Genomic DNA, 14,259 nt, shown 5'->3' on the forward strand with positions numbered 1-14,259 from the left:
GAGCACGGGCCGCAGTGACAGCAAAAACTCTGTGGGTCTACGCCAAAAAAGTGGGAGCGGGCTCGCTCGCGAAGGCAGTGTGTCAGCTAATGAAATACTGACTGGTACACCGCCTTCGCGAGCAAGCCCGCTCCCACAGTTTGATTTGTGTCAGGCGCCTATCGAGCGGCGCCGAGCTGGCCTTTCTCGTCCGAGAACACAATTTCCACACGACGGTTCTGCGCCCTGCCCCGCTCGGAGGCATTGGCCTCTACCGGATATTGGTCGCCATAACCCTCAACCTGGATGCGTTTTTCGTCGATCCCCAGGTCTACCAATACATCCGCCACCGACTGCGCACGGTCACGGGACAGTTTGAGGTTCTCCCGTTCACCGCCGGTGTTGTCGGCATAACCCTCGATGCGCACCACGCGCTTGGGGTTGAGTTGCAGGAACTGTACGATTTTCAGCACGGTGCGATTGGCCGAGTTTTTCAGCTCTGCTTCACCGGTGTCGAACAGTACATCGCCCAGGGTCATCACCAGGCCGCGATCAGTCTGGGTGGTGGCCAGGCTGGCGATCTGTTCTTCAAGCCATTTGCCCTGTTGCTGCACACTGATGAGCTTGTTTTCACGCAGGGCCAATTGCAGGCGCTGGCGCTCCAGTTCGAGCTTGACGCGGCGCTCTTCGTTGAGCCCCTGCTCGGTGTGTTCGCGGGCGATGGCGCTGTAGCGCTGGCTCAGGTAGGCGTAATGCACCACGTCGGCGCCACTGCCCCAGTAGCTGGACAAACGGTCGGCGCGAGCCAGGGATTCACCGGCGCGGATCACGTCTTTGGGCGCAAAGCGCAACACGTTGGCATCTTCCTTGACTTGCTGGAAATCGTTACCCGCCTGTTGCAAGGCCTGCTCGCTGTCCGGATGGCTGGCACAGCCGCCCAACACGGCAGTGCCCAACAGCACCGCACAGCTAACACCGCGGATCATCGGGCTCATTGGGCTTCTCCCAACTGCAGTTGCTTGCGCAGACGGGTGATGCGGGTATTGAGCACGTTCAACTGCTCCTGGCTCTTGCGGGTCAGCACCTTGGCTTCGGCCAGGCGTGCATCCAGTTCGGCTTGCTCGAAACGCATACGTGCGTTTTTGTAGGATTGGTCGGCCATGCTCGACTTGGCCCGGGCGAACTTGGCTTCGGCCAGTTTCAACTCAGGCGATTCATCCGCGTTGGCACCCACGGCGCTGGCTTGCTCCAAGGCTTGCTGGGTAAGGCGCATTTGTTCATTCGGCGCAGGATCGGCTGCACATCCCGCCAGAGCGACAACGGCGAGGGCCGCGAAAAGAGGTCGAAGAGTCACTGAAAATCCCTACTTTGTTGGGGTGCCGACGGGTTGCTGCAATTGCGCTTTCCAGCGCGCCAGATTGCTCTGCAACGCAGCTTGCGCCACACCGGACGCGGGCAATTCTGTCATCTTTTTCGCCAGCTGTCCGCGCAGCCACGGATCATTGCAGGCCGAGTTGTGGGAAATCGCCAGGTACAGGCCCGGCTGGTCGATGGGCACATCGCGGGCGATCAAGTCATTGCTCATGCCCAAGGTCTGCGCCATGGCCATGCCGGAATAACGCCCGGCGAGCACGTAGTCGACTTCACCCAGCAGTAGCTTCTGAAACGCCGGCGTCAACGACGGCAGGTGTTGCAGGTTCAGTTGCTCACCGGCGAAAGTTTCAAAGGCAGCGCTCAAACGCGCCCGTTCCGACACCGCCCCTTTGTGGCCATGCAAGTCGTCGGCCGTGGCATAGGCCAGCGCCGAATCCCTGCGCGTCCACACCAGGTAGTCGAGCTGAACCAGGGCAGGATGGATGTAGTCGAGGGTTTCCAGTTCGCCCAGGTTCAGCGGTGCGTCGGCGAGAATGTCCATGCGCCCGCTGCGCACTTCATCCAGGGCCAGGGAACGCTTGCCGCCGTAGAGCAGGTCGATTTTCAACCCGAGATCCTTGCCCACTTGTTGCAACACATCGGCGGTGGCGCCGATCAGGTGCGTGGGGTCTTGTGGGTCGCGCCACAGCAACGGCGGTGCGTCCGGGCTACCAGTGATCACCAGGCGGTCGCATTTGCTGGCGGCCAACGACAACGTAGGCAGCAATGTGAGGCCCAGCAGTAGAGCCCAAGAGCGCAATTCCATGGCGTGTGTCTCCAAGTCAAAAAAAAGCCCGGTCACAAGGACCGGGCTCTTTATAAGTGAAGCGACTGGATTAGACCAGCTTCTCCAACTCAGGGACGGCTTCGAACAAGTCCGCCACCAGGCCGTAATCCGCCACCTGGAAGATCGGCGCTTCTTCGTCCTTGTTGATCGCAACGATCACTTTGGAGTCTTTCATACCGGCCAAGTGCTGGATCGCGCCGGAGATACCGACGGCGATGTACAGCTGTGGCGCAACGATCTTGCCGGTCTGGCCAACCTGCATGTCGTTGGGTACGAAACCTGCGTCGACGGCCGCGCGGGAAGCGCCGACCGCAGCGCCCAGCTTGTCGGCCAGGGCATACAGGTGCTTGAAGTTGTCACCGTTCTGCATGCCACGGCCGCCGGAAACGACGATCTTGGCAGCGGTCAGCTCAGGGCGATCCGACTTGGCCAGTTCTTCGCCGACAAAGCTGGAGGTGCCAGCGTCATGGGCAGCCGCAACGGCTTCAACGGCAGCCGAACCCCCTTCGGCGGCAACCGGGTCGAAACCGGTGGCACGTACGGTGATGACTTTGACCGAAGCGTTGGACTGTACGGTCGCGATGGCGTTACCCGCGTAGATCGGGCGCTTGAAGGTGTCGGCGCTTTCGACCGAGATGATCTCGGAGATCTGGTCAACATCCAGCTGCGCGGCAACGCGTGGCAGGATGTTTTTGCCGTTGGAGGTGGCGGCAGCCAGGATGTGGCTGTAGCCCTTGCCCAACTCGGCAACCAGTGGAGCGACGTTTTCCGGCAACTGATGCGCGTAGGCGGCATTGTCAGCGTTCAGGACTTTGCTCACGCCTGCGATTTTTGCAGCGGCTTCAGCCACGGCGCCAGCGCCTTGGCCTGCAACCAGTACGTGAATGTCGCCACCGATTTTAGCGGCAGCGGCCACGGTGTTCAGGGTGGCTGGGGCCAGCACCTTGTTATCGTGTTCGGCGATTACGAGGATAGTCATGATCAGATCACCTTCGCTTCGTTTTTCAGTTTCTCGACCAACTCAGCAACAGACTTGACCTTGATGCCCGCGCTGCGTGCAGCCGGTGCTTCAACCTTGACGGTCTTGTTGGTGGAGGCGGTGGAAACGCCCAAAGCGTCAGGAGTAACCGACTCAAGCGGCTTCTTCTTGGCTTTCATGATGTTTGGCAGGGACGCGTAGCGCGGCTCGTTCAAACGCAGGTCGGTGGTGACGATGGCCGGCAGTTTCAGGGAAACGGTCTGCGCGCCGCCGTCGATTTCACGGGTCACGGCCACGCTGTCGCCGCTCACTTCGACTTTGGAAGCGAAGGTGCCCTGGCCGTAACCGGTCAGCGCAGCCAGCATCTGGCCAGTCTGGTTGTTGTCGCTGTCGATGGCCTGTTTGCCGAGGATCACCAACTGAGGCTGTTCCTTGTCGACAACGGCTTTGAGCAGCTTGGCCACGGCCAGGGAGGTCAGCTCTTCAGCGGACTCGACCAGGATGGCGCGGTCGGCACCCAGTGCCAGGGCGGTACGCAGCTGCTCTTGAGCAGTGGCGGGACCGATGGAAACCACGACGATTTCAGTCGCCACGCCTTTCTCTTTCAGGCGGACGGCTTCTTCCACAGCGATTTCGCAGAAAGGGTTCATCGACATTTTGACGTTAGCAAGGTCGACGCCGGAATTGTCCGCCTTGACGCGAACTTTCACGTTGTAATCGACAACGCGTTTGACAGCTACAAGAACCTTCATGGATTCCTCGTTACTCTCCGGTGAAAAGAAAGTCGCCTAGGCGAACCTGGCGGTTGATGCTCATCGGCACACAAGGGCACCTCCAAAAACGCAGGCGGCGACCTTGCTCACGGGAAATGATGACCGTTCGTCAGTGGTGACTGAGAGGTCATTCTTTATCGCAGCGTGTAAACTGCGCGCCATTGTCTGGACGCGCGTCACCTGTCTTGCTTTTGGACGTGCTCTTGAAACCTGCAGTCTGCCTACGGTTAGCGCAAAACCGACCGTATATTGACCGGAACACCTATTCTGGTCAATACAGCAAAATAGCCAGTCATAAGCCGCGCCACTTTGATTTACCTAGCCTGCAGGCAATTCAAACAAACGTTTGTATTGGACGCTGACAGTGGTGTAGATATAATGCGCCACCTAGAGAGAAAGGTGGGTCCTGCCGTTGCCGCACGACGATACCGAACCTCCACCCATTAGAAAAAAAAGCCTGTTGAGCCTTGAGTAGGAGATAGCCTGTGGAACGCGAATACATGGAATTCGACGTGGTCATCGTCGGCGCTGGCCCGGCGGGACTGTCTGCCGCCTGCCGCCTGAAGCAGAAGGCCGCCGAAGCCGGTAAGGAAATCAGCGTCTGCGTGGTCGAGAAAGGCTCCGAAGTCGGTGCGCATATCCTCTCCGGTGCCGTGTTCGAACCACGTGCCCTGAACGAACTGTTCCCGGACTGGAAAGAACTCGGCGCCCCGCTCAACACTCCGGTGGTGCGCGATGACATTTATGTATTGCGCAGCCCTGAAGCCTCCACCAAGGTGCCTGACTTCTTCGTGCCCAAGACCATGCACAACGAAGGCAACTACATCATTTCCCTGGGCAACCTGTGCCGCTGGCTGGCCCAGCAGGCCGAGAACCTGGGCGTGGAAGTCTACCCAGGCTTCGCCGCCCAGGAGGCGCTGTTCGACGAAAACGGCGTGGTGCGCGGGATCATCACCGGCGACCTCGGCGTCGACCGCGAGGGCAATCCGAAAGAAGGCGTCTACACCCCTGGCATGGAACTGCGTGGCAAGTACACTCTGTTCGCCGAAGGGTGCCGTGGCCATATCGGCAAGCAACTGATCCAGCGCTTCAATCTGGACAGCGACGCCGACGCCCAGCACTACGGCATCGGCCTGAAGGAAATCTGGGAAATCGACCCGGCCAAGCATCAACCAGGCCTGGTGGTGCACACCGCCGGTTGGCCGCTGGACATCATGAGCGCTGAAAACACCGGCGGCTCGTTCCTCTATCACCTGGAAAACAACCAGGTGGTGGTGGGCCTGATCGTCGACCTGTCCTACAGCAACACCTTCCTGTCGCCGTTCGATGAGTTCCAGCGCCTCAAGCACCACCCGGTGCTGGCCCAGTACCTGGAAGGCGGCAAGCGCATCAGCTACGGCGCCCGCGCTATCTGCAAAGGCGGCCTGAACTCGCTGCCGAAGATGGTCTTCAAGGGCGGCGCGCTGATCGGTTGCGACCTCGGCACCCTCAACTTCGCCAAGATCAAAGGCAGCCACACCGCGATGAAGTCCGGCATGCTCGCCGCCGACGCCGTGGCCGATCGCCTGTTCGCCGAATCCGAAGGCGGTGATGAACTGACCGCTTACGTCGATAGCTTCAAGTCGAGCTGGCTCTACGAAGAACTGTTCGCCAGTCGCAACTTTGGCCCGGCGATGCACAAGTTCGGTCCGATCATCGGCGCCGGCTTCAACTGGTTCGACCAGAACATCCTGGGCGGCAAGATGCCGTTCACCCTGCACGACACCAAGCCGGACTACGCCTGCCTCAAGCTGGCCAAGGACAGCAAGAAAATCGACTACCCGAAACCCGACGGCAAGCTGAGCTTCGACAAGTTGAGCTCGGTGTTCATCTCCGGTACCAACCACGAAGAAGAGCAACCGTGCCACTTGAAGCTCAAGGACCCGAGCATCCCGATCGGCACCAACCTGCCGCTCTACGATGAACCGGCGCAGCGCTACTGCCCGGCCGGCGTGTATGAAGTGATCACCAAAGAAGACGGCGAGAAGCGCTTCCAGATCAACGCCCAGAACTGCGTGCACTGCAAGACCTGTGACATCAAGGACCCTTCGCAGAACATCACATGGGTTACGCCGGAAGGCGCGGGTGGGCCGACTTACCCGAACATGTAAGTCCGCTGTTTGAAAAACGAGGCCCTCATTGCGAGGGCCTTTTTTGTGCTCGACTCGGTCAAATGTGTGCGAGCACGCCCGCTCCCACAGTTTTGATCCCACCGTATCAGGGAAAATTTAAGCAGCGCGCTCTTCGCCGGGATTGCGCAGGAAGTAGCGCTTGTATTCCCGACTGAACTGCGACGTGCTCTGATACCCCACGCTATGCGCCGCCTGTGCCACGCCCATGCCGTCCACCAGCAACAGTTGCTGAGCCTTGAGGAGGCGCAGACGCTTCAGATACTGCACCGGCGACAACAACGTACAGCGTTTGAAGTGCTCATGAAACGTCGACGCACTCATGTGCGCATATCCCGCCAGCGTCTCGATATTCAGCGGCTCGGCGTAATGGGCATGCAGGTGATTCAACGAGGTGGCGATCCGCGAAAACTGCCCCTGCTGTTCCACCAGCGCTCGCAATACATCCGCCTGCGGACCGCGCAAAGCGGTGAACAACACTTCCCTGACCCGCGCCGGGCCCATGATCCGGCTTTCCAGCGGATCGTGCAGGCACTGCAATAGCCGCTCGACGGCACCGCGCATCGCGTCATCGAGCATCACCGAACTCATCGACTCCAGCGTCTGCGCCGTCGGCGGCGGCCCGGCCTGCATGCCCATGCCCATGACCAGTTCACCCAACACCACGCGATCAATGCCTACTGTCACGCCATACAACGGCGCATCGGACGCCATGGCAAACGTCTCGCACTCGAACGGTACCGGCATCGCCTGGATCAAGTAGTGCCCGGCGCCATACTCCAGCGTGCGCGGGCCCAGGTAGGCGACTTTGCTGCCCTGGGCGACGAACATCAGGCTCGGCTCATAGATCTGCGGCCCACGCGCCACATCACAACTGGCGCGCAACACCTGCACGCCGGGCAGGTTCGTAGGGGAAAAACCGTCGCGGGGCGCGAGCCCCTCAATCAAGGCCACCAGTGTGGCGTTGGCATCGAGATGGCGGGTCAACAACATAAAAGCAGCTCTCGCAAAAATCACGTCTTGGTGCAGGCCGGCTAATTTCAAGCCACAAGCTGCAAGAAAGAGCGCAGTTTATCGCTTGCCGCTGGAAGCTTGCCGCTTTTAGCTGCTCCTCCGGAGCTTTAGGCATGAGACTCGGAGCAATCGCCATGGCCGCAGTCAGGGGTGGCGCGGAGAATGCGCCGCCTCACCTGTCATTGCTTTTGCGAGGTTTCCCCATGTACACCGCCATCGGTTATGCCGCCCAGTCGGCCACCACTCCCCTCGCCCCCATGTCGTTCCAGCGCCGCAGCCCGCGCGCCGATGACGTGGCGATCGAGATCCTGTACTGCGGCGTCTGCCACTCCGACATCCACCAGGCGCGCAACGAATGGGGCATCGCCGTGTACCCGCTGATGCCGGGCCACGAGATCGTCGGCAAGATCACCGCCGTTGGCGCCAACGTCACCGCGCACAAAATCGGTGATCTGGTCGGCGTGGGCTGCATGGTCGACTCGTGCCGTCACTGCGATGCGTGCAAGGCAGACCTAGAGCAATACTGCCTCGAAGGCCCGACCATGACCTACGCCACCCCGGACCGCGTCGACGGCAGCAACACCATGGGCGGCTACTCGGACAGCATCGTGGTCAGCGAACACTTTGTGGTGAAAATCCCGGCCAAGCTCGACCTGGCCAGCGCCGCACCGATCCTGTGTGCCGGCATCACCACCTACTCGCCGCTCAAGCACTACGGCGTGAAGGCCGGCGATAAAGTCGGCGTGCTGGGCATGGGCGGCCTGGGCCATATGGGCATCAAGTTCGCCAAGGCCATGGACGCAGAAGTCACGCTGTTCACCCGCTCGGCGAGCAAGGCCGAAGAAGGCCGTCGCCAGGGCGCCGACCATGTGATCGTGTCCACCGATGCAGAGCAGATGCAAGCCGCCGCCGGCAGTTTCGATTTCCTGCTGGACACCATCCCGGTGCAGCACGACCTGAACCCCTACCTCGACGTATTGCGTTTTGACGGCGTGCATATCCTGGTCGGCCTGATCGAGCCGGTGGACCCACCCGTGAACGCAACCAAGCTGATCATGGGCCGTAAGGTCCTGGCCGGTTCATTAATCGGTGGCATTGCCGAAACTCAGGAAGTCCTGGATTTCTGCGCCGAACACGGCATCAGCTGCGACATCGAAATGCTCGATATTCGCCACATCAACGAAGCCTACAGCCGCATGATCGCCGGCGATGTGAAGTACCGCTTTGTCATCGATATGGCGACCTTGAAAGTCTGATCAGGCTTTAGCGCCCAACTCCGCCGACAGCCGAGCTGCGACCTGTTTGACCACGGGAATCAGCTCGGCCATTTTCTCCAGCGGCATGTAGGGCACCGTACTGGCGATGCTGATGCCGGCGACAATGCGCCGGCTGGCATCACGCACCGGTGCCGCCACGCAGCGGATCGACGGTTCGTTGTCTTCCAGGTCGAACGCATAACCGCCTACGACGTATTCACGCATGCGCTGCTCGAACTGTGCCCAGGATTGCTCCGGATGCTGCGGCCATTGCAGGTTTTTCCCACCCGCCGGCAGGCTGACTTCGTATAAGCGCTGCCACTCCTCTGCCGAGTCATCCAACAGCAATGCCTTGCCGATACCGGTACGCGCCAGCGGCATGCGATGGCCGACCCGCGAGCGCATTTCCGGGCCATTGCGGCCGGGGTTCTTGTGCAGGTAAAGCACGTCGTCGTATTCACGGATAGCCAGGTGAATGGTGTCACCGGTCAGCGCCGACAACTCATCCAGATACGGAACAGCCAAGGTCACCAGCGGCAATTCTTCCCGCGCCTGAAAACCAAGCTCAATCAACTTCGGCCCCAACAGATAACCCACTTGCGGCACCACGCGCAGGTAACGCTCTTCCACCAGGCAACTGGCCAGGCGGTGGGTGGTGCTGCGGGTGGTGCCGATGCGCTTGGCAATCTCTTTCAGATCCCTCGCACCGGCCGCCACCGCTTGCACCACGCCCAGGCCACGCAGCAGGGTCTGGGTGCCAGTGGGGGCGGCGTCTTTGACGGGGGTGTGGGCGTTTTCCTGCATATCGGGCCTATTGGGAAGTACGAAAGCGGCGCCATTATGGCAAATCACGGACCTCAGTACAGTGGAGATCCAAATGTGGGAGCGGGTTCTTCCTAGCGCTGCTTCATGCGGTCGATGATGACGGCCAGCAACAGGATCGAACCCCTGATCACATACTGGTAAAAGGTGTCGATGTTCTTCAGGTTCATCGCATTCTCGATGATCGCCAAAATCAGCACCCCGGCAATCACATGGCGGATCATGCCGATGCCGCCACTCAACGACACCCCACCCAATACGCACGCCGAGATCACGGTCAGCTCAAAGCCCTGACCAATCATCGGCTGGCCCGAGGTCATGCGCGAGGCGAGGATCACCCCGGCCAGCGCACCGATCAAGCCGTGCACGGCAAAGATGATGATCTTGGTGCGATCAACATTCACCCCGGCCAGCAACGCCGCTTCCTGGTTACCGCCGATGGCCATGGTGTTGCGCCCATAGGTGGTGTAGTTGAGCAACCAGCCAAAAAACACAAAGCACAGCACGGTGATGATGATCGGCACCGGCACGCCCATCAGTTGGCCGTTGCCGAACACGAAGAAACCTTCGTCCATCACCCCGACGGCCTTGCCGTTGGAGAAGATGTAGGCCAGGCCGCGCACGATCTGCATGGTCGCCAAGGTCGCGATCAATGCATTGATGCGCAGCTTGGCGATGACAATGCCGTTGATCAGCCCCACCACCAGGCCCATGGCCAACGCGGCGGACACACCGAGGATCACGCTGTCGGTGTCGCGGATCACGATGCCCGCGACCACGCCGGCACAGGCAATCACCGAGCCCACCGACAAGTCGAAATGCCCCGACGCCAGACAGAACAGCATGGTGCACGCCGCAATGCCCACGGTGGAAATCGCCAGACCCAGCCCGCGCATGTTCAGCGGCGAAAGGAAATTATCGATAAACAACGCACTGAGCACGAAAATGCTCAATGCGGCGAGCAGCATCGCCCAGTCATCGAGGAACTTGCGCTGGTTGAAACCCGGCCAAAAGCCCTTTGCAGTTTTTACCTCAGACATCATTCACCTCGAATTCTTCAAGCCCGCGAACGCGGGAGAGCCAGTTGCAACAGTCGGGCTTCGTCCGCCTGGTCGCGGGTGAGTTCGCCGGTCAGGGCGCCTTCGCTCATCACCAGGATGCGGTCGCTGATGCCCATCACTTCCATCAGGTCGCTGGACACCACGATCACCGCAATACCGCGGGCGGCCAGGTTGTGGATGATCTGGTAGATCTCCGACTTGGCGCCGATATCGATGCCACGGGTCGGCTCATCCAACAGCAGCACCTTCATCGGCATCGACAGCCAACGGCCGAGAATGGCCTTCTGCTGATTACCGCCGGAGAGGTACATGATTTTCTGATCGGCGTTCGGCGTCTTGACCTTCATGGCTTTGATTTGATGGTCGGCGTTGTGCTTTTCCCAGCCATCGCGCAGCAGCCAGCCAAACGTGGAATGGGCACCACGTGCGCTGATATTGATGTTCTCGGCCACGCTGGACAGCGGGATGATGCCCTCCTTCTTGCGGTCTTCCGGGCACAGCAGCACGCCGGCAGCAATCGCATCGCGCGTTGAACGCAACTGCAGTGTTTGCCCGCAGAGTTCCAGGCTGCCGGCGGTGCTGCGGGTCAAACCGCTCAGCAGCCGAAACAGCTCCGTACGCCCTGCCCCGACCAATCCGAACAGGCCAAGAATCTCGCCCTTGTGCACCTGCAGGCTGACCGGCTCACGCAGTCCCGGCCCGAGCAATCCCTCGACCTTCAGCGCCACGTCGCCCTGTTCCCGTGGCCGGTAATCGTAGATGTCCTGGATATCGCGACCGACCATGCACGTCACCAACTGGTCGTGGGTCAGCGCGTTCATATCGTCGAAAGTGCGCACATAACGGCCGTCCTTGAACACCGTCACCGCGTTGCAGATGCGGAATACTTCTTCCATGCGGTGCGACACATAGAGCACCACTTTGCCCTCGTCGCGCAGGCGCGTGATGATCGCCATCAAGCGGTCGATCTCCCGCGCCGACAAGCTGCTGGTGGGTTCGTCGAAGGCAATCACATGGGCGCCACGGGACAACGCCTTGGCGATTTCCACCAGTTGGCGTTGGCCGAGAGACAGGCGGCCGAGCTTTTCGTCGGGGTCGATTTCATCGGCCAGGCCTTTGAGGCAGGCCAACGCTTGCTTGCGCAACTGGCTGCGGTTGACCACCCCGAAGCGCGTCGGCAGATGCCCAAGGAACAGGTTTTCGGCGACGGTCATTTCCGGTACCAGATGCAGCTCCTGGTGAATCACCGCCACGCCACTGGCGATGCTGTCGGCGGCCGACTTGAAGTCCATGGTCTGCTCGCCGATCTGCAACGTGCCGCTGCTGGGCAGGTAGGCACCGCCGAGGATCTTCAGCAGCGTCGACTTACCCGCGCCGTTCTCGCCCATCAACGCATGCACCTCGCGCGGCCGCGCTTCAAAGCTGATCTGCGCCAGGGCTTTCACACCGGGAAACTCCTTGCCGATGCCGTTGAAACGCAGGGCCGCGCCGGTCATTTCCACAGCCCGATTTTGGTCAGTTCAGCCTGGAAGTTGTCACGGGTGATCAGGGTCACTTCGTCCATGGCGGTGTACTTGGCGGGCTCTTTACCGGTGGTGACCCACTCGTACATCGCCAGCGCCGTGTTGTAGCCTTCGATATGCGGGCTGGGCAGCATCGAACCAAAGAAGCCACTGTCAGCTTTCTTCAATTCGCCAATGGCGTCAGTGCCATTGATGCCAATACCAATCACGTTGGCTGCTTTGAAACCGGCGCTTTCGGTGGCGCGCACGCCGCCCAGCACGGTGTTGTCGTTCATGCCGCCGATGATCAGGTTTTTCGCGCCGCTGGGCAGTTTGACCAGGGCTGAGTTGGTAGCGTCCATGCTGCCGGGAACATCAAGGGTCTTGAGTGCGGCGGTCAGGATATGGTCCTTTGGAATACCGGCCTCTTCCAGGGATTTGATCGAACCGTCGGTACGTTTCTTGCCGGTATCGAGTTCGTTGTAGGTGTTGATCACGGCGTAGGTTTCTTTCCAGTCCCAGCCGCGTTTTTTTGCTTCGCCAGCCATGGCGGCACCTTGCTTCTGCCCGACTTCGAAAGCAGCCATGCCCAGGTACGGCACGTCTTCCATGAAGTTGCCTTTGGCATCGACAAAGCGATCGTCCACCGCCATCACCTTCAAGCCGTTGACTTTGGCCTTAGCGACAATAGCCGGACCGAGGGACACATCCGGCGGGCAGATCACAAAGCCCTTGGCGCCATTGGCGGCCAAGCTGTCGATGGCCGAGAGGGTTTTCTCACCATCCGGCACAGCGATCTTGATCACGGTAAAACCGTGCTCCTTGCCGGCTTTTTCAGCGAAGGCCCATTCGGTCTGGAACCAGGGCTCTTCGGCCTGTTTGACCAGGAAGCCGATCTTCACTTCTTCAGCCGATACGAAGCCGCTGAATGCCATCGCCAGTGCCAGGGTGCCTAGCGTCTTCTTGAACATGGACCACCTCCTTCTTGTTATAGAAAAACGATTTAGTCGTGGTACATCACAGAACGCCCGCCATCGATCATCAGGCAGGTTGCATTGATAAAGGGTGCCTCGTCGGTCGCCAGGAACAGTGCCGTCATCGCCACTTCAATCGGCTGGCCGATGCGCTTGGGTGGGTGCAGGTCGAACGCGCGCTGGCGCTCGGCGTGGGGGTCGGGGAAACCGTTCCAGTAGTCGACGTTGAGCTGGGTTTCGATATAACCCGGCGCGATAGCATTCACGCGAATGCCCTTGGGTGCGTATTCGATGCCGAGGGCGCGGGTCAGGCCGAGCAAGCCATGCTTGGCCACGGGATAGGGAAAGCAGCCGGGTATGATGTGGCTGGAATGGGTGGAAGCAATGTTGATGATGTTGCCGATGCCCTGCTCGATCATGTGCGGCAACACCGCGCGGCAGCCGAACCAGGCACCGTCGAGATCGATGGCGAAGCAGCGCCGCCAATCTTCGTCGGTCATTTCCAGTGGGTCGCGGAACACATTGACCCCGGCGCAATTGACCAGCACATCCACGCGGCCGAAGCGTTCCATAGCCAGACTGACCAGGGCCTGCCATTGATCGTTTGACGTGATGTCGACTGATTGCGCGTAGATCTCGGCGCCGCGTTCACGCCAGCGGGCGGCGACCTGCTCGACCTTTTCGCCTTGGATATCCGCGATGATCAAGCGCGCCTGCTGAGCCTGGAAACACGCGACGATCGCCTCGCCAATGCCCTGGGCGCCGCCGGTGATGATCACCACTTTGCCTTTGAGCCGTTCGCCATAGGTTGGCTCGGGCACGGCAGGGAGTGACAACGGTTGTGCCTGCATCGCTTCACCTGTTTTATTTTTGGTAGTGAGTGCTGATGCAGCCGACTATAAACCCATCATTTGAAATATCTCAATATATAAATTCTAATCCCATATATTGAGCGTAACTCAAAAAAATGTGGGAGCGAGCAAGCCCGCTTCCACATTTTTAGATCTTCAGCGTTTACTCAAGCGTGCTAGCCGAGGGCGAAGTCGCGCAGCGCATCGCCTTCCATGCGATAACGCACCCACTCTTCCTGCGGCTGGGCGCCGATGGATTTGTAGAAGGCAATCGCCGGTTCGTTCCAGTCCAGCACGCTCCATTCAAAGCGCCCGCAACCGTTGTCGAACGCGATCTTCGCCAAGTGGCGCAGCAGTTTCTTGCCCGCCCCGCCGCCGCGTTGTTCCGGGTTGATGTAGAGGTCTTCCAGGTACAGGCAGTTGCTGCCGAGCCAGGTGGAGTAGCTGAAGAAGAACACCGCAAAACCAATCGGCAGGCCATCGCGCAAACAGATCAGGCCGTGGGCAGTGGCGCCCTCGCTGAACAGGCTGCGCTCGATATCCACCACACTGGCGATCACTTCATGCCGGGCTTTTTCGTACTCGGCAAGCTCGGTGATGAAGGTCAGGATCTGCGCAGCATCGCTGGGCACGGCGGGGCGAATCTCGATGGTCATGGGCAAGCCTTGGCAATTTCAAAG

At 60.0% G+C, this 14,259-nt stretch carries 14 protein-coding genes; 2 read left to right on the forward strand and 12 right to left on the reverse strand.

Features of this window, described 5'->3' with window-relative positions; translation table 11 throughout:
- Positions 1–158: 158 nt before the first annotated feature.
- From LVW35_RS21660 to LVW35_RS21680, 5 genes are all read right to left on the reverse strand, one after another.
- Positions 159–974 (reverse strand): OmpA family protein, encoded by an 816-nt coding sequence (locus tag LVW35_RS21660; protein ID WP_233891969.1) that lies wholly within the window; start codon positions 972–974, stop codon positions 159–161.
- Positions 971–1,333, reverse strand: a complete 363-nt coding sequence (locus tag LVW35_RS21665; protein ID WP_233891970.1) for a DUF4398 domain-containing protein — start codon at positions 1,331–1,333, stop codon at positions 971–973. The genes LVW35_RS21660 and LVW35_RS21665 overlap by 4 nt, the downstream gene beginning before the upstream one ends.
- 9 nt (positions 1,334–1,342) lie before the next feature.
- Entirely contained in the window at positions 1,343–2,158 is an 816-nt protein-coding gene (locus LVW35_RS21670; RefSeq protein WP_233891971.1) for a substrate-binding periplasmic protein, read from the reverse strand.
- Positions 2,159–2,228: 70 nt separating this feature from the next.
- Positions 2,229–3,158 carry an electron transfer flavoprotein subunit alpha/FixB family protein gene (locus tag LVW35_RS21675; RefSeq protein ID WP_233891972.1) on the reverse strand — a complete coding sequence of 310 codons (930 nt, stop codon included), beginning with the start codon at positions 3,156–3,158 and terminating at the stop codon, positions 2,229–2,231.
- A 2-nt stretch (positions 3,159–3,160) separates the two neighbouring features.
- Positions 3,161–3,910, reverse strand: coding sequence for an electron transfer flavoprotein subunit beta/FixA family protein (locus tag LVW35_RS21680; protein WP_159959041.1), 750 nt, complete (start codon positions 3,908–3,910; stop codon positions 3,161–3,163).
- Positions 3,911–4,416: 506 nt separating this feature from the next.
- Between LVW35_RS21680 and LVW35_RS21685 the strand changes: the two genes are divergently transcribed.
- A complete protein-coding gene (locus LVW35_RS21685; RefSeq protein WP_010208416.1) occupies positions 4,417–6,081 on the forward strand; it encodes an electron transfer flavoprotein-ubiquinone oxidoreductase in 1,665 nt (554 codons plus the stop codon).
- A 117-nt stretch (positions 6,082–6,198) separates the two neighbouring features.
- On the opposite strand, the gene LVW35_RS21690 is transcribed toward LVW35_RS21685, so the two are convergent.
- The gene (locus tag LVW35_RS21690; protein WP_233891973.1) at positions 6,199–7,092 is read right to left on the reverse strand and encodes an AraC family transcriptional regulator; all 894 of its coding nucleotides are present in this window, start codon (positions 7,090–7,092) and stop codon (positions 6,199–6,201) included.
- Between the two features lie 224 nt (positions 7,093–7,316).
- On the opposite strand from LVW35_RS21690, the gene LVW35_RS21695 reads away from it, so the two are divergent.
- Positions 7,317–8,369: an NAD(P)-dependent alcohol dehydrogenase gene (locus LVW35_RS21695; RefSeq protein ID WP_233896532.1), complete on the forward strand. Its 1,053-nt coding sequence runs from the start codon at positions 7,317–7,319 to the stop codon at positions 8,367–8,369.
- On the opposite strand, the gene LVW35_RS21700 is transcribed toward LVW35_RS21695, so the two are convergent.
- From LVW35_RS21700 to LVW35_RS21725, 6 genes are all read right to left on the reverse strand, one after another.
- Entirely contained in the window at positions 8,370–9,173 is an 804-nt protein-coding gene (locus LVW35_RS21700; RefSeq protein ID WP_233891974.1) for an IclR family transcriptional regulator, read from the reverse strand.
- 92 nt (positions 9,174–9,265) lie between these two features.
- Positions 9,266–10,231: an L-arabinose ABC transporter permease AraH gene (araH, locus tag LVW35_RS21705; RefSeq protein WP_233891975.1), complete on the reverse strand. Its 966-nt coding sequence runs from the start codon at positions 10,229–10,231 to the stop codon at positions 9,266–9,268.
- A gap of 17 nt (positions 10,232–10,248) precedes the next feature.
- A complete protein-coding gene (gene araG, locus LVW35_RS21710) occupies positions 10,249–11,748 on the reverse strand; it encodes an L-arabinose ABC transporter ATP-binding protein AraG (protein WP_233891976.1) in 1,500 nt (499 codons plus the stop codon).
- Complete coding sequence (locus tag LVW35_RS21715) at positions 11,745–12,725, reverse strand: substrate-binding domain-containing protein (protein WP_233891977.1); 981 nt, start codon at positions 12,723–12,725, stop codon at positions 11,745–11,747. Before LVW35_RS21715 ends, araG begins: the two co-directional genes overlap by 4 nt.
- Before the next feature lie 32 nt (positions 12,726–12,757).
- On the reverse strand, positions 12,758–13,579 hold the full coding sequence (locus LVW35_RS21720) for an SDR family oxidoreductase (protein WP_233891978.1): 822 nt from the start codon (positions 13,577–13,579) through the stop codon (positions 12,758–12,760).
- A 176-nt stretch (positions 13,580–13,755) separates the two neighbouring features.
- Positions 13,756–14,235, reverse strand: a complete 480-nt coding sequence (locus LVW35_RS21725; RefSeq protein WP_010208407.1) for a GNAT family N-acetyltransferase — start codon at positions 14,233–14,235, stop codon at positions 13,756–13,758.
- Positions 14,236–14,259: the final 24 nt, after the last annotated feature.

Source organism: Pseudomonas sp. HN11 (genome assembly GCF_021390155.1).
In the GTDB taxonomy this organism is placed as follows: Bacteria; Pseudomonadota; Gammaproteobacteria; order Pseudomonadales; family Pseudomonadaceae; genus Aquipseudomonas.